Below are 23,567 nucleotides of genomic sequence, written 5' to 3' on the forward strand. Positions count from 1 at the left end.
ATCTTCACCGCTCCCCGCGTTGGTCGTCATGCCCGGGACAAGCCCGGCCATGACGGCGAGAGTGATCTAAAACATCCCGCTCGCCGCGAGCGCCTTGCAGACGTGCTGCATCTCGGCCTCGTCCGCGACCATGTCGAGCATAACAGTGGACAGGCCCTTCGCCGCAAAGTCCTTGAGCTTCGCGCCGATCTCCTGGTAGCTGCCGACGAGATAGGGGCAGTCGGCCTGGAACGTCAGGAACGGCAGCAGCCAATAGCCATTGTCCTGAAGTTCGCCGGTCTGTCCCTCGTACAGCCGCCGCTTCCAGACCGAGTCGCTATTCTCGACGGTGAGCGCGAGTAGCTCGCGATCGTCAGGGTTGTCGCGGAAACGTAGCTTCGCAGCCTGCCGCGCCTCCTCGCGTCCCTCGCGGGCGAAGATGCCGAAATTCATGCCTGATACGTTGAGGCCGCGATCGAGATCCGGCGGCAGCATCTGCATCTTGATGCAGCCGGTCTCCTTCGCCACCCGCTGGGCCGCCTCGGATTGCCCCGCAATCAGGAATTCGGGCATCAGCTCCGCCGGCAGACGCGGGCGAAGCTGCAGATGGTGGGCACGGTAGAAGCTGCCCTCGAAATTCACCGGCCGCGGGCTCGCCAGCAACTGCCGCATCAGCTCCACGAATTCGCCGAGCCTGATATAGCGGTCTGCATGCGACTGGTCGTCGCCGAGGCCCTGCAAGTCGCTGACCGCGGTCCCCGTGATCATGTTGAGATAGACCTTGCGGCCGTGGAGCTGGGCCAGGGACGAGACGAATTTCGCCGCCGTGAACGGGTGCATGTAGACCGGATTGACGGCGATCAGCGGCGAAGATCGCGTCGTCTCCGCCATGATGTGCTGGGCCATGGCCCAGGGCTCGACGAACACGTCGTTGCCTTCGAACAGCAAAATGCCTTCGAAGCCGTTGCGGTCGGCGAACTGCGCCACCCGCATCAGCTCGCCGATATATTTCTGGGGGTCGCGGTTGCGCGAAATCGCGGGAAAGACGCGCAGCCGCGGCGGCGTCATTCAGCCGCTTCCTGGAGCGGCCAGGCATTGCGGCTGATGGGAAGGCCACCGTCCGCACGCGAGCCGTCGGCGATCGCGAGGCGATGCGAGGGCGACGGCGAGCACAGCGAGAAGCGCCAGCCGTCGGGATCGTCGGCGATATCCGGCTTGAAGCTGATCTCGATGGCCTCGCGCGAGACCTGCATCGCGAAGGCGTCGAGCGGCAGATTGAGCCCAAAGCCCCTGGCCTTCAGATAGGCTTCCTTGAGCGTCCAATAGTCGAAGAAGCGCTCGGTCGCCGCCGGCTCCGGCAGTCCGCGCAGCGTTTCGACCTCCTCCGGTGCAAAGAAGCGAAGCGCGGTGGACAGCGGCGCCACCCGCCGCGACACGGTTTCGACGTCGACGCCGACGGACTCATGCCTCGACACGACGCAGGCGACGCAGCCGTCGGCGTGAGACAGGCTGAAATGCAGCGCGCTCGAGGTCGCGGGCGCCGCGACAAACGGCCGCCCATAGCGGCCGGCTGCAAAGGACCAGTCGGTCGGCGCGACGTTGGAGGCGATCTGCGACAGCGCCAGGCGCAGCATCGCATGTGCGAAAATATACTGCCGTCGATGCCGCTCGAACATGAAGCGATCGGCCCGGACCCGTTCGTCGACCGAGAGCAGCCGTCGGCACGCCTCGACCGCGCCCGGCGCGTCGATGGACTCGATCAGTCCGACAAAGAGTTCAATTCTGTCGTCCGCCATCAATTGGGCCTTTTGCGTCAGGCCGAGGGCAGATCCCCGGTCCCGACGGAAGAAACAACTGAGCAAGAATCAATCAAGCGGACCGCTTCTAGCGGTCCACCCGGGCGAATTCTTGTCGATTTGCAGGCCGGTTTACAGGCGCAAGCTTGTGCGAGACCCCAACTCGACACGCGAGCGGCCCATCCCCGAAAAGTGAAGCCTGAAGATTCGTACGGCGTCCCGGCCGACGAATCTTACCTCTTCTTCTTCTTGGCTTTCTTCGAGCCGCCAAGCACCGAAAGGCTGGCGTCGACGTCCTTCAGCGCGGACTGGAGCTTCTTCTTCTCGGCACCGAGCAACTTCTGGAGGGCCTTGCGGTCCTTGTCGCTCAACGAGGTGCCCTTGGTAAATTTGATGAAACCCATAACACTCCCCCGGTTGAAAATAATCGTCCAAATCAAAACGCCGGAATAATCTTGCGCGACGGCGCCAAATAATCAAGATGCAACTTGGTCATGCACAGCTTTGACGAGTGAACCCGTATTCGTCCGCGATGTCATCCGCTCAAGCCGCGTTGCGCGCGAGCAATCCGTCGAGCGGAGTGTTGGGTTGGGCGACGGCGGCCCCCAGCAGCGCAACGAGATCCTCCATCCACGCGCCGACCCTGCGGCCGTCGAGCAGCTCTCGCTTGTAATTGCATGAGCCGGTGATGCCCGTCGGGCGCTCCTTGAGCATCAGCGACAGCCAGGTCTGGTCGATCGGCAGCACCGGCTGGCCTTCGCGTGCGATGTTGCCGATCGATCCTGTGGCGAGATCCGGGAGATCGAGCGGCTGGCGCAGCGGATTCTGCAGGGTGAAATAGACCTGGAGCATCGAGGCCGGATCGATCCCCTCCCGCTCCAGATGGTCGGCCAGGATGTTGAAGGGCAGCTCCTGCCGCGCATGCGCGTCGAGCACGCTCTGGCGTACCCGCGCCAGCGCCTGCGTGAACGACAGCTCCGGCGTGATTTCGGTGCGGACAATCACCGTATTCTCGAATGGGCCGACGATTCGGTCGGTGTCCGGCTGGGCGCGATTGGCCATGGCGGTGGCGATAGAGATGTCGGTGCGACCCGTCCGGGCCAGCAGCAAGGCCTTCAGACCGGTGAGCAGGCACATGAACAGCGTGCCATTGTGCCGGCCGGCGAACGCGGTGAGCCGGCTGATCAGCTCACGATCCAGATTCACCGGATGATGCCCGGTGGACGCGCCCGGGCTTGATTCGCCGTCGAAGACAGGCACCGCGCCGCGCAAATTCTCCGTCCAGTCCGCCGCCTGCCGGCGGGCGGCGTCCGTGCCGCACCACCAGCGCTGCCAGCGTGCGACGTCCGAAAAGGCCGGGGACGGGCTCGGCAGCGGCGCCGACGGATATCCGGCCAGCGCCGCGTAGCGGCTCGACAATTCCTCGAACAGCACGCCGATCGACCAGCCATCGACAATGGCGTGATGCAGCGTCAGCAGCAGCACATGCTCGTCGTCATGGAGCCGCAACAGCCGGGCGCGGAACAGCGGCGCGCGCGTCGTGTCGATCGGCGTAGAGGTCTCCTGTTGGATCAGAAGATCGATCTTCCGGAGCTCCAGGGCCTTGCGCCGCTTGTTATTGTGAGCGTGACCGTCGCCGATCGTCTCGATGGTCAGGACACGGCCGAGGGTGCCGGGTGCGGCGATGTGGCTGACCGGCTCCTCGCCGTTCCAGCCGAACGCGGTCCGCAGCGATTCGTGCCGGCGCATGACGTCCTCGATCGCCTGTGCCAGGGCGGCCGCATCGAGCGGACCCTGCAGGCGGAAGGCGAAGGGCAGGTTGAACAGCGGCAACCCCGGGAGGTTCTGCTCGATCCGGAGCATCTGGTCCTGCGCGATCGCGAGCGTTGGTCCGCCGCTGTCGGTCATGCTCGCTTCAGCCAGGCTTGTCACGCTTGCGACAGGCTTGCGCGGCGTCGCCGCCATGGCTTGGTCGATCCGCCGGGCAAGCCCCCCGATCGTCGGTGCCTCGAAGATGGTCTTGATCGGCAGCGACACGCCGAGCGCCCGGGCGACGCGCGCCATCGCCTGGCCTGCCAGCAGCGAGTGGCCACCGAGGTCGAAGAAATTGTCAGTGACGCCGATGCTGTCGACCTTGAGCAGGTCGATCCAGATGTCGGACAGCACCTTTTCAGTAAAGCGCCGCGCCGGCACGGGCGCATCAGGTCCAGGCGCCTCCTGTTGCGCCGGCGCCAGCAGTGCGGACCGGTCGATCTTGCCATGGGCGTTGAGCGGCACGTGATCCAGGAACAGGAATGCGGACGGGATGGCGTGGCCCGGCAACCGGCTCTTCAGGAATTCGCGAAGCTCGCTGGCGCTGATCCGGCTGGCAGGCTTTGCAACGATATTGGCGATCAGCCTGACGTCGCCGCTCGCCTCGCGGCGCGGCTCGACGATGCCGGCCCGCACGCCCGGATGGTCGGCAAGCGCGTTCTCGATCTCCTTGAGCTCGATACGGTAGCCGCTGACCTTGACCTGATGGTCGGCGCGGCCGAGGCATTCGATCGTCCCGTCGGCACGGCGGCGGGCAAGATCGCCGGTGCGGTAAAGCCGACTGCCTGGCTGGCGCGAGAACGGATCGGGCAGGAAGCGCTGCCGGCTCTGCGCGGGATCGTTGACATAGCCGCGGCCGATTCCGGCGCCGCCGATGCAGAGCTCGCCGGTCACGCCGACCGGCTGCGGCTGGAGGTTGGCGTCGAGCACGTAGAGCTGGGTGTTCGGCAGCGGCGCGCCGACCGGAACGTTGCTGGTCGCGGTCGCCAGCGCCTTGGTCAGGCGATGCAGGGAGACGTCGTCGGAACATTCCGACGCGCCATAGGCGTTGATCAGCGGCACCTTTGGGCAGCGCGCGAACCAGGCCCGGCAGAGCTCGACGGGCAGCGGCTCGCCGGTCGAGATCAGGAGGCGCAATCTCGCAAAGGCGCGCTGGATCGGCGCCTCGTTCATCCGTTCGACGATGACGCGCAAAAGCGATGGGACGATCTCGAGCACCGTGATGCCTTTGCGCTCGATCTCCCGCGCCAGCAGGATCGGGTCCTGCACGATCGCGTCGTCGCAGACATGCACGCGCGCGCCGACCATCGGCCCCGCCAGGAACTGCCAGACCGAGATGACAAAGCTCTGCGGCGCGGACTGCGCGACGACGTCTCTGGCGGAGAGGCCGAGCTCGGCTATCAGCGAGGCCAGATGGTTCGACAGTCCGCGCTGCTCGATCATGACGCCCTTCGGCGCGCCGGAGGAGCCGGACGTATAGATGAGATAGGCGAGGCCGGAGGCTGCGCGCCGTACCCCGCGGGCCGGCTTGGTCGATCCCGAGGCGATCGTATCTTCGAGTTCGGCCACCGGGATGCGCTCGACCAGCGGTTCAAGTAACGCCCCGACCATGGGTGACCGCGCACGCGTCGTCAGCAGCATGCGGGCGCAGCTCGATCCGAGAATGGTCGTGAGCCGCGCCGGCGGCTGATCGGGATCGAGATTGAGGAAGGCCGCGCCCGCGCGTTGCACCCCGATCATCGCGGCGAGCAGGTCGGGGCCGCGATCCGCAAGCAAGGCCACCACGCTCTCGGCACCGATCCCTTCGCGCACCAGCCAGCGCGCAATCGACCGGCTGCGGCGCGCCAGCTCGCGATAGCTCAGGCAGGTGTGTCCGTCCGTCACCGCGATTGCGTTCGGCGTCGTCCTGGCCTGGCGGTCGAAGCGTTCGCTCACATTGCCGCGGGTGGTGAAATTGGCCGGCACGCCCCGGCCTGTCGCCAGCAATTGCCGGCGTTCGGCCTCGTTGAGGAGCGGCAGGCGCGAGATGCGCTGTTCCGGATTGGCGATGACGGCCTTCAGCAGGGACTTGAACTGTGCCGCCATGCCGCCGATCGTCGCGGCGTCGAACAGGTCGGTGGCGTATTCGAAGAAGCCGGTGAAGCGGCCGTCGGCCTCGACCAGCTCGAGCGTGATGTCGAAGCGCGCCACTTTCGGATCGATCTCCAGCCGCCGCGTCGAGAGGCCGGGAAAGCGTGCCGTCTCGATCGAGGCGTTCTGGAGGATGAACATGATCCGGAATAGCGGATTGCCGTCACTGCGGCGTGCGATCTGCAATGCGCGCAACACCTCCTCGATCGCAAGGTCCTGGTTGCGGTAGGCATCGAGCGTGACCTGGCGGACCCGCCGCAACATCTCGCTGAAGCTCGGGTCGCCGCCAAAATCGTTGCGCAGGATCAGGGTGTTGGCAAACAGCCCGATCAGGCGCTCGCTCTCGATCTGGTTGCGATTGGCGATCAGCGAGCCGGTCGCGACGTCCTCATGCCCGGTGTGGCGGAACAGCAGGCACTGGAAGACCGCGAGCAGCGTCATGAAGGGCGTGACGCCCTGATCCTGGCTCAATGCGCGGACATCGCCCGAGAGAGCCTTGGAGAACTCGAAATAGTGGCGAGCGCCGTGACCGCTCCAGACCTCCGGCCTTGGCCGGTCGGTCCGCAGCGGCAGCGTGGTGACGCCGTCGAGCTGGCCTCGCCAATAGTCGAGCTGGTCCTTGGCTGCCGGCGTCTGTGCCCAGCTCTGCTGCCAGAGCGCGAAGTCGCGATATTGAAAAGCTGGCGCGGGCAGGGTCGCCACGCTCTTCTTGTGAGCGGCGGCATAGTGGGCGGCAAGCTCCTCCCAGAACAGGCGTTGCGACCAGCCGTCGGTGACGAGGTGATGGACATTGACCACCAGCGCATGGCTCGTCTTATCGAACGACAGCAGGGTGACCTTCAGCGGCGGCTCGCGCGGCAGGTCGAACGGATATTGCGCGAGCTTGAGCGCCTCGCGCCTGATCACTGCGGCCCGCTTGTCGGCAGGACAGGGCTTGAGCTTGATCCGCTCGAACCGCGGCGGCGATTGCAGCACGAGCTGCGCCGGCTCGCCCTGCCGTTCGACGAAGACCGAGCGCAGCGCCTCATGGCGCGCGCAGATCGCGCCAAGGCTTGCCTGAAGCGCGGCGACGTCTATCTGGCCTTTGAGCACGGCGACTTCGACGACGTTGTAATTGTAGCGGGTCGGATCGAGCCGCGACAGCACGTACATCCGCTGCTGTTGGAACGAGAGCGGCGCGTCTGCCTCCGTCACCTGCCGCCAAGCCGGCAGTGCCGCCCCACGCCGGCTTGCGGCGGTGTCGATCCGGGCTGCAAGCGCGGCGACCGTGGCGCAATCGAAGATGTCCTCGAACGAGAAGTCGACGTTGAAACGTTCGCGCAGACGCGAACGCACTTGCGTCACTGCGAGCGAATCCGCGCCGAGCGCGAAGACGTCCTGATCCACGCCGACCTGCGGCAGCTCCAAGAGAGCAGCCCAGATCGCAGCGAGCTGGGTCTCCAGCGCGGTGCGCGGCAACCTCGTCCCATCGGAGTCCTCCTTGGCGATCAGCTCGGCCAGCGCGTTGCGCTTGACCTTGCCGCTGCCGCCTTTCGGCAAGGCTGCCACGCTGCGGATCAGGCTCGGCACCTTGTAGGCTGCGAGCCGCTTTCGCGCGAACTGGCGCAGTTGCTCCGAGGTCGCCTCGGCCTCCGGCCGCAGCACCACAACGGCGGCGACGTTCTCGCCGAGCTTTTCGTGCGGGACGGCGAACACGCCGGCCTCCAGCACGGCCGGATGGCTGAGCAGGATCTCTTCCACTTCGAGAGGCGAGATCTTCTGTCCGCCGCGGTTGATGACGTCCTTGATGCGGCCAACGATGAAGAGATAGCCGTCAGCGTCGAGATAGCCGAGATCGCCGGTCCGGAACCAGCCGTTGCGGAAGGAGGCCTGTGTCGCCGCCTCGTCGTTGTAATAGCCGCGGCTCATGTTCGGTCCGCGCAGCATGATCTCGCCGCGCTCGCCGCTCGCAAGCGCGCGGCCCGTCTCGTCCATGATCGCGATCTCGGGGCCGGCGGCACGCCCGACCGATCCGATCTTGCGCAGTTCGAACGGATTGGCCGCGATCTGCGAGGCCGCTTCGGTCATGCCGTAGGTCTCGAGCACGGGAACGCCGAACGTCGCCTCCAGCCCTTGGAGGATCGTAGGCGCGAGCGAGGCCGAGGCCGAGCGGATCACGCGCAGCGACGACGACCGGGCGCGGTCCGGGTTCGATTCCGCCGCCGTCAGCAGCGCGCGATGGATGGTCGGCACCGCCGTGTACCAGGTCGGCTGCAGCTCCCGCATCCAGCCGAAGAACGACGGTGCATCGAAACCGTCGGTGCAGATCACGCTGGAGCCTGCGGCCAGTGCCGTCAGAAGGCCGGAGATCAAGCCATGGGCGTGAAACAGCGGCAGGACGTTGAGCAGGCGATCACGGGACGAAAGCGACAGCACGTGGCCGGCATTGGCGGCAGACAGGCATACATTGCGATGCGTCAGCGGCACCATCTTCGGCCGCGCCGCCGTGCCTGATGTCAACAGGATGAACGCATCGTCGTCGCCGCGCGAGGCGCCGCCGGTCGCCGCCGGCCCGACTGTCGGACCGATGAATTTGCCGCCGCCCAGATTGTCTTGCGGTCCCGGCACGAAATCGATCACCGCGATATCGAGTGCCTTGGCGACGTCGCGGCTCGCCGAGTTCATGTCGGCCCGGGTCACGAGCGCGGTCAGCTTCAGTTCGCTGAAATAGCGTTGCAGCTCGTCCGCGGTCAGATCGGGATTGACGGGGACGCAGGCGCCGCTCGAGGCAACCGCGATCAGCGCCAGCGCGCTGTCGGCGCCGCGCGGCAATGCAACCGCAATCCGGTCGGCAGGGGTGATGCCGAGCCGGCGCAGCGTGCGGACGAGATCTTGCGTCACCTCGCCAAGCGCGCCGTAGTTGAGGACGGGTCGACCCGGGGCGAGGAGGGCGGCTGCCGCTGGCGTCTTGCGGGCGTAGAAATCGAGAACGCCGCCGATGTGGGCGAATGTCTTCGTTTCGGCCGCCGTGCCGCTTGATTCCTCCGGGGCTGGGAGTGTGACGTCCGACAATTCCGTTCCCTTTTGATCCGATTGAGCTATTCTTCCAAGAAGTCAGGGAACGCGTCCAGTCTGAGGTGAAGTTTTGGCCCCAAAATCTGTGGTTGAGGGGCCCTAAGCCCTTCGACGGAATTATGGTCGGGCAGAAATCACCATGCTGGAGAATGGGCCGGACATCGGAAGGGAAGGCGGGCTGAAGCGCTGGCTCGAGGGCGTCGGCCTCGGCCATTACACCGATCTCTTCGAACAGCACCGTCTCGATCTCGACGTCATGGGCGACCTGACCGAATCCGATCTGGTCGAGCTCGGATTGCCGCTCGGCGATCGCAAGCGGCTGCAACGGGCGATGGCAGCGCTGTTCGAGGCGGAAGCGGCCGAGGCGCCCGCGACAATAGTGCCGCCAACGCGCACGGAGGTCGGCGCTGAACGGCGTCAGCTCACCACCATGTTTTGTGACATGGTGGATTCCACCTCACTGTCCGTGCAGTTCGATCCGGAAGACGTCCGCGACATGATCGCGAGCTTCCGCGAAACCTGCGTCCGTGTGGTCAAGCATTACGAGGGCTTTGCCGCCCGTTTCGTCGGCGATGGTATCCTCGTCTATTTCGGCTATCCGACCGCGCATGAGGACGATGCCGAGCGCGCGGTGCGCGCCGGGCTCGAGATCGTGCGACTGCTATCGACCGCACGCGCGACCGAGCTGCGCGGTGGGCTCAGCCACTCACCCGCCGTCCGCATCGGGATCGCGACCGGCCTCGTCGTGGTCGGCGACCTCGTCGGACAGGGCACCGAAGAGCGCGACTCCGCGGTCGGAGAAACCGTCAATCTCGCCGCGCGCCTGCAGGGTCTCGCGCCGCCCAATGGCGTGGTGATTTCCTCATCGACCCAGTCGCTGCTGAAGGGGAAGTTCGACTACCGCAATCTCGGGGTCCACGCCTTGAAGGGGATATCCGAGAAGACGCAGGCCTGGCATGTGGTGCGCGCCTCGCGGGTGGAGACCCGATTCGCCGCCGCCATGGGCACGCGACTGACGCCGCTCGTCAACCGTGAGGAGGAGATCGCGCTGTTGATGGGCCGCTGGGAGCAGGCCAAGGATGGTGACGGTCAGGTCGTGGTCAAGTTCGGCGAGCCCGGCATCGGCAAGTCGCGCATCATCCAGGAGATCTTCGAGCGGATATCGGGCGACCGGCATGGACAGGTCTCGTTCCAGTGCTCGCCCTATTACACGTCCACTGCGTTCTATCCGTTCGCCGAGCAGCTCAAATTCTCCCTTGGCCTCGACCGCGAGGATGCGTCCGCGCTGTCGCTGGCGAGCCTGGAGAGCGCGATCGCCGCCGCTCATGGCGACATCGAGCAGGTCACGCCGCTGTTTGCCGCGCTGTTGTCGATACCGACCGGCGACCGCTATCCGCGGCTCGAGCTGTCGCCGCAGCAGCAGAAGGATGCGACCGTCCAGGCGCTGGTCAATCATTTCCTCGGCCTTGCGCGCGAGATGCCGCTGGTGATCGCGTTCGAGGATCTGCACTGGATCGACCCGACCTCCCGCGAGGTGATCGACCTCCTGGTCGACCGGGTGCAGAACCGGCCAATCCTGGCCATCATCACCGCGCGGTCCGAATTCCAGCCGAGCTGGAACGCGCATTCGCACATCACGACGCTGGTGCTGAACCGCCTGAGCCGGCAGTTGCGCACGACGCTGGTGGAGCGCGTCGCCGGCAGAGAGCTGCCCAAGGAGGTCGTCGAGGAGATCATCGTCAAGACCGACGGCGTGCCGCTGTTCCTGGAGGAGCTGACCAAGACGGTCCTCGAATCCAACCTGCTGACCGAGCGGCATGGGCGCTACGTTCTGTCGGGCCCGTGGCGGCAGCTCGCGATCCCGGCAACCCTGACCGACTCGCTGATGGCGCGGCTGGACCGGATGGGCCCGTTCAAGCGCATCGCGCAGATCGGCGCCACCATCGGCCGCGAGTTTTCCTACGAGACGCTGCACGCGGTCGCCAACACGCCGGCCGAACAGATCGAGGCCGCGCTCAATCATCTGGAGCAGGCCGGGCTGATCATGCGCCGCGGTCTGCCGCCCGATGCGCTCTATTCCTTCAAGCACGTCATGATCCAGAACGCCGCGCATGCGAGCCTGTTGCACAGCGAGCGGCGCAAGCTGCATTCGCGGATCGCCCAGGTGCTTGCCGAGATGTATCCGGAGAAGACCGAGCGCGAACCGGAGCTGCTCGCCCATCACATGACCGAATCCGGCCAGAGCGAGGGCGCCGCGAGCTTCTGGCTCAAGGCCGGCAAGCAGGCGGCCAAGAGCGGTGCCAATCTGGAGGCGATCGGCCATCTGCGCCGCGGCCTCAGCGTCGTGCAGGCCAATGCGCGGATGCAGGGCGCGGACGAGATGGAGCTCGAGCTGCGCATCGCGCTCGGCAACGCGCTGATCGCCGCCAAGGGCTACGCGGTCCAGGAGGTCGAGGAGAACTACATCCGCGCGCTCGAGCTCGGCCAGCAGCTCGACGACGACGAAAAGATCTTTGCCGCCACCCGCGGCCTGTGGGTCTGCCACTTCATCCGCGCCGATCTCACCCGCGCGCACGATCTCAGCGTCGAGCTGTTGAAGTTTGCCAAGCGCGAGCGGCTCAACGAGCGGACGCAGCCTGCGCAGCAGACCGGCTATCTGATCGAGGCGCACCGCTCGATCGCGATGACCATGCTCTATCGCGGCCGCTTTGCCGCTTCCCAGCATCATCTGCATCGCTGCATCAACCTCTACAGCCCCGATCTCCACTCCGATCTGATGGAGCGGCACGGCACCGATCCCGGCGTCGTCTCGTTGTCCTATCTCGGCTACCTCCTGTGGTTCCTCGGCCGGCCCGACGCGGCGCGCCAGCATAGCGAGCAGGCGATCGCGAATGCCGAGAAGATCCGCCATCCCTTCACGCTCGCCTTCGCGCTCGTGTTCGGTGCGTATCTCTGCCAGCATTTGCGCGACGTCGAGGGCACGCGCGACCATGCCAACCGCGCCATGATCATCGCCACCGAACATAATTTCCTGCACTGGAAGCAGCAGGCGGCGATCCTGCGCGGCTGGGCGCTGGCGCAGCTCGGCGAGGCCGATGAAGGCCTCAGCCAGATGCGCTTCGGCCTCGACGAGTACGAGGCGATGGATTCCTGGCTCGCCGGCTGCTGGTTCCGCTGCCTGCTTGCGGAAGCCTACGCCAAGGTCGGGATGCGCGAGGCCGCCTTGCGCGCGCTTGACGGTGCGCTCGCTACCGCGCGGCGGACCGGCGATCACTCCTATCTCGCCGAAGTCTATCGCCTGCAAGGCGAGATCACGCTGTCGGACGGCGACCTGGCCTCGGCGCAGGAGGCCGGCGATCTGTTCGCGCTGGCGCTGGAGACCGCGCGCAAGCAGGGCGCATTGTCCTGGGAGCTTCGCTCCGCCGTCAGCCTCGCGCGCCTGTCGTATCAGGCCGGCAGGCGCGAGCAGGCGAGTCTGCTGCTCGTGCCCGTTGTCGGCAAGTTCAGCGAGGGTTTTTACACGCCGGACCTCAAGCAGGCGGTGCAGCTCGTCAACGAGCTCGCTGCGGACGCGCCGGTCCGCGAACGCGCCGATCCCTGACATGAGTGATCTTGCCGCTGCGCGTGCGCGCTATGTGGAGAGGATTGCAAAGCGCGAGCGGATTGCCTCAAAGCGCCTGCTCGAAGCGCTCGCCTCCGTCCCGCGCGAAAACTTTCTGCCGAGAGGGCCCTGGCGGATCAAGAGTGAAGCGGCGCGCAGCTATCGGCTAACGCCAGATGGCGATCCCGTCCATCTCTATGACAACGTGCTGGTCGCGATCGACTCGCGCCGCAAGCTGGACACCGGGCTGCCGAGCCTGTGGGCGCATTTCATCGATGTGCTCGACATCAGGGAGAAGGACCGCGTGGTCCAGATCGGCTGCGGGCTCGGCTATTTCAGTGCGATCCTGTCGAAGATGGTCGGCCCCAAGGGCAGGGTGATTGCCCTCGAATGCGACGAGCGTCTGGCGCGCCGCGCCGCAAGTTTCCTTCAGACCTATTATAACGTCGAGGTGGTCCATGGCGATGGATGTGAGGAGATCCGCGAGCCCGTCGACGTGATCATCGTGCATGCCGGCTTCCCGCATCCGCACCCGCTCTGGCTCCAAGCGCTTCGGCGGCGCGGCCGCCTGTTGGTGCCGTTGACCCAGCGGGACCGTGAAGGCGCCGCGCTCAAGATCACGCGCAGGGGCAGGGGCTTCGAAGCCGAGGCGGTGCAGCAGATCCGGATCTTCCCCGGCCAGGGCCGCGGTGTGACCGCGCTCGACGACCGCGTCGCCGACTGGTGGCAGCGAGCCTCAGCTCTGGCGCCGCTGCGCTTTCGCGGGATCGAGCAGGGACTGCCGTCGGATGGCTAACGCTTCGTTTCATTTTACCTTGATTGCGAATGGAAGTATCCAACGCAACCCGACGCCGCTATGAGTACGGCCTGATGGCCATTTGAGCGCGCTCCATGCATTCCGTTGCCCTGCTGACCGCCAGCTACGCCAAGGATATCGAACGCTTTTCGCTGCTCAGCGAGAGCATCGACACCTGGCTCTCGGGATACACGCGGCATTATGTTCTCGTTAACGATGAGGATGTGCCGCTGTTCGCACGGTTCGCCTCCGACAAGCGCGTCATCGTTCCGGCCTCGCGCTATTTGCCGAAATGGCTGTTTGCGCTGCCGCCGGCGCTTCAGTTCATCAGCAAGCGCCGCGTCTGGCTATCGCTGCTGTCCTCGCCGGTGCACGGCTGGCACATCCAGCAGATCCTGAAGATCGCCGGCGTCCTCAACGCGCCCGAGCAGCGCGTCTGCATCCTGGATTCGGACAATCTGTTCTTCCGCGAATTCGACGTCGGCCAATATGCCGGCGCGGAGAAGACGCCTCTGTTCGTCACGCCGAAGGACATCGGCGCTGACCACCCGCTGCATGGGCTATGGTTGCGCACCGTCGATCAGCTCCTCGGTATCAAGGACCGCTCCTTCCCGGCTGACGATTATGTCGGCAATGCGCTGGTCTGGGACAAGGACACCGCGCGCGCGATGACCGCCGCCATCAAGTCGGCGACCGGTTTGAACTGGGTTCTGGCGCTGTGCCGGAAGAAGAAGTTCTCGGAATATCTGATGTACGGCCACTTCGTCGCGAACTCGCCCGCGCATCTGGCCGCCCATCGGGTCACCGAAGACAGCATCGCGGTCTCGCATTGGGACGACACGCCGCTCGACCGCCCGGCTATCGAAGCGCTGATGCGTGCCGCTTCGCCCGAGCAGGTCGCGCTCTGCATCCAGTCCTATTCGTCGACCTCGGTCGAGGACATCCGCGACGTGTTCCGCCTCAGCTCGCGCGACCGTCGCGCTCCGAGCCTGTCTCCCGAAGGTATGGGAGACGCGGCCGAGTTCGAGGTGAAGACGCGCAGCTAAGCTCGCGCGTTCAGGCGTCCTTCGTGAACTTGCTGATTACGTCCATGAACGGCTTTGGCTTGAACTCACCGTCGAGCGGCAGCGGGCGGTTCGGCTGCTTGTCCGCGCGGGCGAAGGTGCCGTTGATCCAGCTGTAGCGATCCGAAAGGCCCCAGGTCAGGATCGACCGCACCGGCCCGCTGGTTGAAATGGCCGTCAGCAGGTCGTTGACGCGCTTGGCGACGATGGCGTCGCGCTCGGCCGGATTGCCCGTCAGCTTCTGGTCGTCGACGTCGAGCTCGGTGACGTACACCTCAAGTCCCCACGAGCGCAGCTCGGTGACGAATTCGGCGAGCCCATGGGTGTCGATCTCGAGCTCGGCATGCAGATGCGATTGCAGTCCGACGGCGTGCAGCGGAACGCCCTGGTCGAGCAGGTCCATGATCAGATTGCGATAAGCCGCGCGCTTCGCAATGAAGGAGTCCTTGGCCGACTCGATGTCATATTCGTTGATCGCGAGCTTGACGAAAGGATCGGCCGCAGCCGCCGTGCGGAACGCCAGTGGAATCCAGCTTTGACCCAGATGCTGCGTCCAGAACGTATCGCGCCGGTCCTTCGGGCTGCGGGGATTGTCCGGGATCGGCTCGTTGACGACGTCCCACGACGTCAGTTTGTCCTTGTAGTAGGAGACGACGGTGCCGATGTGGTCGACATAGGCGCGCTCGACGCTGCGGGTGTCCTTGATCTGCTTGGCCCAGTCCGGAATGTCGTGATACCAGGCCAGCGCGTGGCCGCGCATCGTCAGGTCGTTGTCGCGCGCGAAATCCAGGATCGCATCGGCGCGCTCGAAATTGAACGTGTGCGCATTCGGCCGCAGCATCGGCCATTTCAGCTCGAGCACCGGGACGACCTGGGTGCAATAGGTGCTGATGGCTTCGCCGAGCCTGGGATCGGCCTGCAGGTCCCAGAGCGTGGCCGCTGCGCCGAACCCCGGACGGCGCTGCGCCAGTTTCGACGCCGGTGCGGCCGACGCGGATGCGCCCGCCGCGAGGGCTGCGGCGCTGCCGAGGAGAAATTCGCGTCTGTCGAGCCTGGTCACGGCCGTCCTTTTCGAACCAACGCACCATCGTACCAAGCGGCGCCTCGCGACGCCGGGGTTTCGCCTTGTTGGGTTAACCTCTGCCGCCTGGAAGTCATGGTTCCTTTTCGTGATCGCGCCTTGCCGTTCAGGGAAGGGCAAATTTAACGCTAACGCGCGAAAGCGGCTCCAAGGCTTCATTCGCCGCCCGATCTGCAGACTTATGTGACACTCTTGAGCGATGCTGCGGCGCATTCGTTTGCCCCGCCAAAAGCCCCATTTAAGGCCCCCATTCAAGGCCCCATTGATGAACGGCCGCCACACTCGCAAGACCGTTGCCGGTCCCGTGCTCGCATGCTGAACCGCCATTTTTCGATTTATCTCGTCGCCTACATCCTGCCTGCGGCGGTGGGTTTCTTTGCGGTCACGGCCTATACGCGGCTGCTGACGCCGGCGGAGTACGGCGTCTATGTCGTCGGCATCAGCCTCGCCGGTATTCTGGGTGCGATCTTCTTCGCCTGGATCAAGCTGTCGGTGTCGCGCTATCAGGCGATGTCGGCGGAGGTGGATTTTCGCGGCACGGCGATGGTGGCTTTCGGGCTCACCGTCGCGGTGCTCTGCGCCACGACCCCGCTGGTCTTCCTGTTCCGCAGCGACCTCAGTGTCGAGCTGCTGCTTGCCAGCATGTTCGTCGCGATCATGGCCAATGCGGTCGATGTCGGCCAGGAGTTCGAACGCGCCAAATTGCGGCCCTACCGGTTTGCCGCGATCTCGATCGTGCGCAGCGTGTCGAGCGTCGGCTTCGGCCTCCTCGGCATCTGGCTCGGCTGGGGTGGATTGGGGCTGCTTGCCGCGTTCGGTCTGGGGTCGCTCACCGGCATCATCCTGAACCTGGTCGGCGACCGCACCAAGATCGCCCGCTTCCAGCGCAGCCAGTTCATGCAGCTCGCGCGCTACGGCCTGCCGCTGACGCTGGCCGGACTCTCCGTTGCAGTTTATTCGGCTTGCGACCGGCTGATTGTCGCCTATCTGCTCGGCAAGGACGCCGCCGGCATCTTCGGCGTTGCCGCAGACTTGCCGCGCCAGTTCATGGTCATGATCGCGTCCAGCGTCGCCGCGGCCACCGTGCCACTGGTGTTCCGGTCGTTGTCCGAGAATAACAAGGAGACGACGCGGGAGCGGCTGACCGAGAGCCTCGAGCTGCTGCTCGTCGTCGTCACCCCCGTTGCGATCTGGCTCGCGCTTGCGGCGGATCAGGTCGCCGGCACACTCGTCGGCGTCGACTTCCGCGCCGGCGTGTCGGCGCTGCTGCCGACCCTGGTGCTTGCCCGCTTCTTCGGTATCGCCAACCAGTTCTACGTGCAGATCAGCTTCCAGCTCGCCGAGCGGCCCTTCATGCTGGCGGCCCAGTCCTTTCTCACGCTGGTGGTCAGCGTGGTCCTGATGTTCGCGCTGGTCGCCGGCTACGGGATCTTTGGGGCGGCACTGGCGACGCTCGCGACCGAGGCGCTCGGTTTCCTCGTCGCCGTCGTCCTGATGCATCGCGCCCACCCGGTCCCGTTCGACCTCGGCCGCCTCGCCGGTATTGCGGCCTCCGCAGCGGCGATGGCGGCTGCAATCCTGGCGGCGCGGTCGCAAGCGGGCGGCACCGGCTTCGTCTCGCTCCTCATCGTCAGCCTCGCCGGCGGCCCTGCCTATGTCGGAGCGGCCTGGCTGCTCAACGTCGCCAATGTCCGGACGCTGTCGCTGCGTTTCCTGCGAGGCTTCAACCGTAAGGCTCTGGGCGTCTGACGGGCGTGTCCTCGCCGGCACAGCCGGACATTCTGCCGCAGTGACTGCCACCCGGTTCGGACCACCCCCGGCTGCAACCGACCTTCCGCCGGCTCGGGCCGTCATATATCAGGGATTTGTCGCCGGACCGGGCCGAATATCGCCACAGACGGAACGTATGGCGGCTGCGATTTCTTAATTGAATGACCGCAATCTGATACATGATCGGCACGAGCGGGCCGGCATTTCGACCGAGGATGGCATGAAAAACCGACTGACGACGGCGCAACCCACCAAGGCGATGCGGCGTCGGGTGCCTCCCGGAATCGTGACATTGGCGGCAATGGCGGTCCTGGCGGCGGTCGCGCCGGCGAGCGCGGCCAAGCAGGCGCGCCAGCCCGCCGAGGCGGTGGCGCAGCGCCAGGCCGGCGATCCCATCATGGCGATCGTGTCGATCAAGAGCCAGCAGGTCACGTTCTACGATTCAGAGGGCTGGATCCTGCGCGCGCCGGTGTCGACCGGCACCACGGGACGCGAGACGCCGGCCGGCGTCTTCGCCGTCGTCGAGAAGGACAAGGACCACCGCTCGACCATGTATGACGATGCCTGGATGCCGAACATGCAGCGCATCACCTGGAACGGCATCGCGCTGCATGGCGGACCGCTGCCCGGCTATGCCGCCTCGCACGGCTGCGTGCGCATGCCCTTCGGCTTTGCCGAGAACCTGTTCGACAAGACGTATATCGGGATGCGGGTGATCATCTCGCCCCACGATACGGTCCCGACCGATATCTCTCACCCCTCGCTGTTCGTACCGAAGCCGGAAGCGATCGCTGCAGCGCCCAGGCAGGCCGACAAGCTCTCCGCCGAAGCCGACGAGGCCACAAGGGCTGCCGACGAGGCCAAGAAGGCTGCTTCCGCCGCCGCGAAGGAAGCTGCTTCGCTTCCTGCCGCGCTGCGCAAGCTGGAACAGCAGAAGGCCCGCGCTGACGCCGAGCTCGCCTTCGCCGACAAGACGCTCGCGAACGCCAAGAACGATCAGGCCCGCGCCAAGGCCGAGGAGTTGAAGCAGAAGGCGGCGACCAAGGCCGCCGACGCGGCGACGCAGCTCGACGCCGCCAGGGCCGCGGCGCAGCCGAAGCGCGATGCCGTGGCCGCGACGAAGGACGCCGCGAAGGCCACCGCGGCCAGGAAGGCCGACGCCGTGAAGGCTGCGACCGACGCAAAGCTCGCGGGTGAACCGGTCTCGGTCTACATCAGCCGCTCGACGCAGAAGCTCTACGTGCGGCGAAACACGCACAAGCCGGCCCCCGACGGTGGCGGTGAGGTGTTCGACACCAGCATCGAGGTTCCCGTCACGATCCGAAATCCCGAGCAGCCGCTCGGCACGCATATCTTCACGGCGATGGCGAAGTCCGCTACGGGCCTACGCTGGAGCGTGGTCACGATCGAGAACGGCGACGAGGCGAGGAATGCGCTCGACCGCATCACCATCCCGCAGGACGTCTGGGATCGCATCGGGCCGACCGCGTTGCCGCGCTCCTCGATCATCATCTCGGACGAGCCGCTGAGCGCCGAGACCAATTACCGGACTGAATTCGTCGCGGTCCTGAGCGACCAGCCGCAAGGCGGCTTCATCACGCGCAAGCCGACCGCACCTGCCATGATCGCCAGCGATGACGGCTGGGACAATGGCGGGAACGGCTTCGGCTTCTTCTACCAGCGTGACCCCTACGTACAGCCGGCCAATCCGCGCCGGCAGCGCGGCCAGTACCAATATTATCAGTCGACACAGCCGATGCAGGGAAGCTGGTGGTAGAACGCAGGATAGCCGCCCGGGCGGCCTGCAGTTACGGACGCGCTTCGATCACCACAGCCTGAATCTTGCCCTCGACCGGGCCGGCGCCATGACGCGTCCGGATCGTCTCGGCGACGATGTCGGCCGCGGCCTGAAGCTTGCTCGGGTCCCTTGCCTCGATCTCGCTGCGCAGCGGCGTGCCCTGGCAGAGGGCGAGCGCGACATATTCGGGCGATGGCGCGCGGCTTGTTTCAGATCGCGTCTCGATCGAGATGTCGCGGAAGCCGGCACGTTCGAGGTCGGCTCTGATGATGGCCTTGTCGTGATAGCCGTGGGGCGTGCGGACCATGAAGCGCGGTGGGTCGTCGGGAAACAGTTTGCCGAGCGCTACCGTCGCTTCATGCGTCAGCACATTGTCCTCGATCCGATCCCAGACGTTGAACACGAACGTGCCTTCCGGCTTCAGGACGCGCTTCACTTCCGCGTAAGCCTTGATGCGGTCCGGAAAGAACATCGCGCCGAACTGGCAGCAGACCACGTCGAACTCGGCATCACCGAAGGGCAGGGCCGATGCATCCGCCTGGCGCCAGCTGATGCGGTCGTCATTTGCCTGGCGCTTCGCGGCGACTGCGAGCATCGGCTCGTTGAGATCGGTTGCTACGTAACGGATGCCGCGCGGCAGCGCCGCCGCCACGGCGCGCGTCACTGCGCCGGTGCCTGCGGCGATCTCGAGCAGCGCGGAGGGCGAGCGGGCGGCGATGCGTCTTGCGATGTCCTCCGCATAGACAGAGAAGATCATCGGGACGAGATACTCGTCGTAGATTTTCGGAATCGAGCCGGTGAAAACCTTGTCAGTGTCGGACATGATTGCCTCGCTGAAGGTTCGGACACGGGGTTTATGTACCATGGTTTGCCCGCCAATGCGCCTGACCAGCCGGCGACCGATCCTACGATTTCCCGCCGCCGACCTCGCGGATCGGCCGCGTACCGTCCCAGCTCATCGCGGCCTGCCGGACCTTCTCGAAGAACGGCCCCTTGGTGCCGCTGATGTCCGAGATCTCGATCACCGTGCCCGGATGGTCCTGCGTGTCGAAATAAGCAAAGCGCCCCTTGTCGCCGCCGATCTGGCCCTCATGGCCGATCCTGTAGCCGAGCCCGATCGCCTTGTCGTAGAGCGCCTGGTAGTCGTGGCTCCAGTACGACATATGCTGGAGGCCTTCGTGCCCGGCGTCGAGGAATTCCTTGTACAGCGAGGGCGCGTCGTTGCGCTGCTGGATCAGCTCGATCTGGAGGTCGCCGGAATTGGCCAGCGCGATGCTCATCTCCACGGCGGAGTCCTCGCCGCGGTGACGAAACCAGTCGGTCTTGACGCGGTCCATGTAGTACCAGGGGCCGACACCCATCACCTCGATCCAATGCTTCATCGCGGCGTGGATGTCCCGCACCACATATCCGTTCTGGCGCACCGCGCCGAAGATGCGGCTCATGCCCGCGCTCCTGTTCTCTGCCTATTCACTTGACCTCAATGCCGGCGTCCTTGGCAACCTGCTTCCAGGCCGCGATGTCGCGCGCGTTGAGATCGCGCTGCTCGTCGCCGGGGACGAATTGCGGGGTGATGCCGAGTGCCAGGAGCTTCTGCTTCACCACCTCGTCACCGAGGGCGTCCTTCAGGGCCGCCGAGAGCTTCTGTGCGATCGGCGGAGCGAGGCCCGCCGGCGCATACATCGCCCAGGACAGACTGCGGTCGAACGGCACGCCCTGCTCCCCGTAGCTGGCGACATCGGGCAGGCTCGGCGAGCGCTCGCCGCAGGCGGCCAGCGCCTTGATCGAACCGTCCTTCACCAGCGGCGTTGCGGTGGCCACGTCGAGCGTTGCAAGGGAGATGTGGCCGCCGAGCAGGTCGCCGGCGAGTTTTGCGATGCCGTTGAACGGCACGTGGTCCATCTTGATGCCGGTCTGCTGCATCAGGATCTCCGCGCAGAATTGGCCGGTCGAGCCGACGCCCCAACTGCCGTACTGGATCGGCTCGCCCTTCTTGGCCAGAGCGACCAGGCCCTTGATGTCGTTGGCGGCAAAATTCTTGGTCGCAACCAGCATGATCGAGGAGGTGCCGACGCGGCCGATGGTCGTGAAATCCTTGATCGGATCGTAGGGCAGTTTTGGATAGATCGCGGGGGCCAGCACATGCGTGGTCATGCCGCCCACGGTGATGGTGTAGCCGTCATTCGCGGACGTCGCGACCATCTGCGTGCCGAGCGTGCCGGCCGCACCGGTGTGGTTCTCGATATAGATGCTCTGTCCGAGCGTCTTGCCCATCCTGTCGGCGAGCAGCCGGCCGACCACGTCACCGCCGCCGCCCGCTGCATAGGGCAGCAACATCCTGATCTTGTGGCTGGGGTAGGCGGCCGGATCCTCTGCCCGTGCCGGCAGGGCCGTGAACCACAATGCGAACAATGAGAGCGTGACGGTGCGCAGCTTCATGATGTTTCCCCCTAATCTTCGAAACGAAATCTGTAGGCATCGCCGTGCCTGACCACGCGTCCCGCGGTCGGTGCCGGAAAATGGCCGGTGAGCAGATAGCTCGGCGTGTCCGCGAGCTCTTCCAGCAACGCCATGCGCGTTGCCAGCGCCGCAGCCGGATCGACATCGGCGGCGTTGGAGAGCCACGGCGCGGCGCACTGGATCGGATGATGGATGACGTCGCCGGACATCACCGCATGGTCGTGGCCGCCGTTGAGGTGGATCTGCATGTTGCCGGCGGTGTGCCCAGGTGCCGGCGCAAAGCGCAAGGCCGCGTCGCGGTCGTCGAACAGGCGATGATCTGTCTCGACGAATTCGGCGAGGCCTGCGGCGACGACCGGCAGCACGGAATCCTCAAACGAGCCGTGGTTCACCGGGCTCCTCGGCGCCGCATTGTGCGCGGCTTCGAACTGGCGATATTCGGCGCGGCCCATCAGATAGCGCGCATTGGGGAAGGTCGGCACCCAGCGGCCGTCGATCAGCCGCGTGTTCCAGCCGACATGATCGACATGCAGATGCGTGCACATCACGAAGTCGACCTCTTCAGGCGCAACGCCCAGCGCCTGCATATTCTGCAGATAAGGCTGGTCGAGCTTGTTCCACGCCGGCACGCGCGGTCGATGCTTGTGGTTGCCGCAGCAGGTGTCGACGATGGCGGTCCAGCGCGATGTTCGCACCAGATAGGAGTGATGACTGAGGATGAAACGGCCGGTCTCCGGCTCGATATAGCGGTGATCGAGCCATCTCCGGTTCTCCGCGATCACCTCGTCGGTGACGTTGGCGAACAGCCAGCTCTTGTCGAAGGCAAGCGAAGGGATCTCGCTGACGAGATCGACCCGCATGCTGCCGATCGTCACCTGTCGCATCGATCAGTTCTTCAGCAGATCGCCGAACGGCACCCAGCGCGTGCCGTCGAAACGGATCAGCTGCAGGCTCGTCATCGGCGTAAAGCGCTCGGGCGAGTTGCTCACCGCGGTGCCGTTGATCAGCATCGGCAGCTTCACGTCCTTCATGGTGGTCGCCTGCTTCATCACGTTGGCGCGGGTGAGGTCGTTGCCGGAGGCATTCAGCACCGTCACCAGCGTCTGTGCGATGGTGTAGCCGTACACGTTGAGCCAATCGCTCTTGTTGGCGTCCGGCATGTACTTGTCCATGAACGCCAGCCATTCCCGGTAGCCGGGGTCATCCTTGTTGGCGGGATCGGTTGCGTCCTTCAGATACTGGCTGGAGATGACGCCGGCGGAATTGTCCTTGCCGGCCGGCTCCAGCACCCCGCTGATCGAAGCCGAGACGTTGGATATGATGGTCGTGGGCTTCCAACCGATCTCACCGATCTTGCGGATCGCTTGGGCTGCAAATTTCGGCGTTGCCGCCACCAGCACGACGTCAGCGCCGGCGGTCTTCAGTTGCAGGATTTGTGTATCGACGGTCGGCGCCGAGGTCTCATAGGCCGCGCGCGCGACGATCGCCTCGCCGCTGCCGAGGCCTTCCTCCAGCGCCTTCAGGTAATCCTTGCCGAGATCGTCGTTCTGGTAGAGCACGCCGATCTTCGCATTGGCGTGGCTTGCCTTGATGAACTTCGCGTAGGCGATCGCCTCGTCGCGATAGGTCGGCTGCCAGCCGACGGTCCACGGGAAATTCTTGGGATCGTCCCACTTCGCGGCGCCCGAGCCCAAAAAGAGCTGCGGCACCTTGCGGTCGTTGAGATATCTGTGCACGGCGCTGTTGGTCGGCGTGCCGACGCCGCCGAAGATCAGCAGCACCTCCTCGCTCTCGACCAGCCGCCGGGTCTGCTCCACCGTCTTGGGCGGGCTATAGGCATCGTCGGCGATAATCATCTGGACGCGTCGGCCGTTGACGCCGCCGTCGTCGTTCACCTTGCGGAAATAGGCCTCAGCCGATTTCGCGATCTGCGCAAACGCCGAGACCGGGCCGCTCAGTGGTGCGGTGGTGCCGATCCTGATGGTCCTGTCGTCGGCGCCGGGATCGTATTTGCTTTGGGCAGAGGCGACGCTGCTTGCGAGCAGCGGCAACAGGATGCAGGCCGCACGAAGGCGGGCAAAGCGCGCCATGACGTCGTCTCCCCAAATTGCTCTCCGCCTCTCGAGGAGCGGAGTTGAAACGCGAGAACAGTGCCCGCAAGCGGGCTTGCGGGCCGAGATCATTGTCACCAGACTGGCAAACGAACGATCGTTCGTACGCTTGACT

At 65.4% G+C, this 23,567-nt stretch carries 15 protein-coding genes; 5 read left to right on the forward strand and 10 right to left on the reverse strand.

Annotation, left to right across the window (positions count from 1 at the left end; all coding sequences use genetic code 11):
• Positions 1-66: 66 nt before the first annotated feature.
• From RAD04_RS10475 to RAD04_RS10490, 4 genes are all read right to left on the reverse strand, one after another.
• Entirely contained in the window at positions 67-1,047 is a 981-nt protein-coding gene (locus RAD04_RS10475) for an LLM class flavin-dependent oxidoreductase (protein ID WP_461623716.1), read from the reverse strand.
• Entirely contained in the window at positions 1,044-1,775 is a 732-nt protein-coding gene (locus tag RAD04_RS10480; protein ID WP_461623717.1) for a 4'-phosphopantetheinyl transferase family protein, read from the reverse strand. The genes RAD04_RS10475 and RAD04_RS10480 overlap by 4 nt, the downstream gene beginning before the upstream one ends.
• 233 nt (positions 1,776-2,008) lie before the next feature.
• Positions 2,009-2,179, reverse strand: a complete 171-nt coding sequence (locus RAD04_RS10485; RefSeq protein WP_162832248.1) for a hypothetical protein — start codon at positions 2,177-2,179, stop codon at positions 2,009-2,011.
• 139 nt (positions 2,180-2,318) lie between these two features.
• Positions 2,319-8,768 (reverse strand): amino acid adenylation domain-containing protein, encoded by a 6,450-nt coding sequence (locus RAD04_RS10490; protein ID WP_461623718.1) that lies wholly within the window; start codon positions 8,766-8,768, stop codon positions 2,319-2,321.
• 142 nt (positions 8,769-8,910) lie between these two features.
• Between RAD04_RS10490 and RAD04_RS10495 the strand changes: the two genes are divergently transcribed.
• From RAD04_RS10495 to RAD04_RS10505, 3 genes are all read left to right on the forward strand, one after another.
• Positions 8,911-12,372 carry an AAA family ATPase gene (locus tag RAD04_RS10495; RefSeq protein ID WP_461623719.1) on the forward strand — a complete coding sequence of 1,154 codons (3,462 nt, stop codon included), beginning with the start codon at positions 8,911-8,913 and terminating at the stop codon, positions 12,370-12,372.
• Position 12,373: 1 nt separating this feature from the next.
• The gene (locus RAD04_RS10500) at positions 12,374-13,168 is read left to right on the forward strand and encodes a protein-L-isoaspartate O-methyltransferase family protein (protein ID WP_461623720.1); all 795 of its coding nucleotides are present in this window, start codon (positions 12,374-12,376) and stop codon (positions 13,166-13,168) included.
• Positions 13,169-13,263: 95 nt separating this feature from the next.
• A complete protein-coding gene (locus RAD04_RS10505) occupies positions 13,264-14,214 on the forward strand; it encodes a DUF6492 family protein (RefSeq protein ID WP_461623721.1) in 951 nt (316 codons plus the stop codon).
• A gap of 10 nt (positions 14,215-14,224) precedes the next feature.
• Here RAD04_RS10505 and RAD04_RS10510 read toward each other — a convergent pair whose 3' ends face one another.
• Positions 14,225-15,292 carry an endo-1,4-beta-xylanase gene (locus tag RAD04_RS10510; RefSeq protein ID WP_461623722.1) on the reverse strand — a complete coding sequence of 356 codons (1,068 nt, stop codon included), beginning with the start codon at positions 15,290-15,292 and terminating at the stop codon, positions 14,225-14,227.
• A gap of 333 nt (positions 15,293-15,625) precedes the next feature.
• On the opposite strand from RAD04_RS10510, the gene RAD04_RS10515 reads away from it, so the two are divergent.
• Both RAD04_RS10515 and RAD04_RS10520 read left to right on the forward strand, forming a co-directional pair.
• The gene (locus tag RAD04_RS10515) at positions 15,626-17,062 is read left to right on the forward strand and encodes a lipopolysaccharide biosynthesis protein (RefSeq protein WP_461623723.1); all 1,437 of its coding nucleotides are present in this window, start codon (positions 15,626-15,628) and stop codon (positions 17,060-17,062) included.
• Between the two features lie 241 nt (positions 17,063-17,303).
• Positions 17,304-18,860, forward strand: a complete 1,557-nt coding sequence (locus RAD04_RS10520; RefSeq protein ID WP_461623724.1) for a L,D-transpeptidase family protein — start codon at positions 17,304-17,306, stop codon at positions 18,858-18,860.
• 31 nt (positions 18,861-18,891) lie between these two features.
• On the opposite strand, the gene RAD04_RS10525 is transcribed toward RAD04_RS10520, so the two are convergent.
• The 5 genes from RAD04_RS10525 to RAD04_RS10545 form a co-directional block, all read right to left on the reverse strand.
• A complete protein-coding gene (locus tag RAD04_RS10525) occupies positions 18,892-19,704 on the reverse strand; it encodes a class I SAM-dependent methyltransferase (protein ID WP_461623725.1) in 813 nt (270 codons plus the stop codon).
• 82 nt (positions 19,705-19,786) lie between these two features.
• Positions 19,787-20,326, reverse strand: a complete 540-nt coding sequence (locus RAD04_RS10530) for a VOC family protein (protein ID WP_461623726.1) — start codon at positions 20,324-20,326, stop codon at positions 19,787-19,789.
• A 25-nt stretch (positions 20,327-20,351) separates the two neighbouring features.
• Positions 20,352-21,320 (reverse strand): Bug family tripartite tricarboxylate transporter substrate binding protein, encoded by a 969-nt coding sequence (locus tag RAD04_RS10535; protein ID WP_461623727.1) that lies wholly within the window; start codon positions 21,318-21,320, stop codon positions 20,352-20,354.
• Between the two features lie 11 nt (positions 21,321-21,331).
• The gene (locus RAD04_RS10540; RefSeq protein WP_461623728.1) at positions 21,332-22,225 is read right to left on the reverse strand and encodes an MBL fold metallo-hydrolase; all 894 of its coding nucleotides are present in this window, start codon (positions 22,223-22,225) and stop codon (positions 21,332-21,334) included.
• Between the two features lie 3 nt (positions 22,226-22,228).
• Entirely contained in the window at positions 22,229-23,431 is a 1,203-nt protein-coding gene (locus RAD04_RS10545) for an ABC transporter substrate-binding protein (protein ID WP_461623729.1), read from the reverse strand.
• Between the last annotated feature and the right edge of the window lie 136 nt (positions 23,432-23,567).

Source organism: Bradyrhizobium sp. 25ACV (assembly GCF_054863005.1).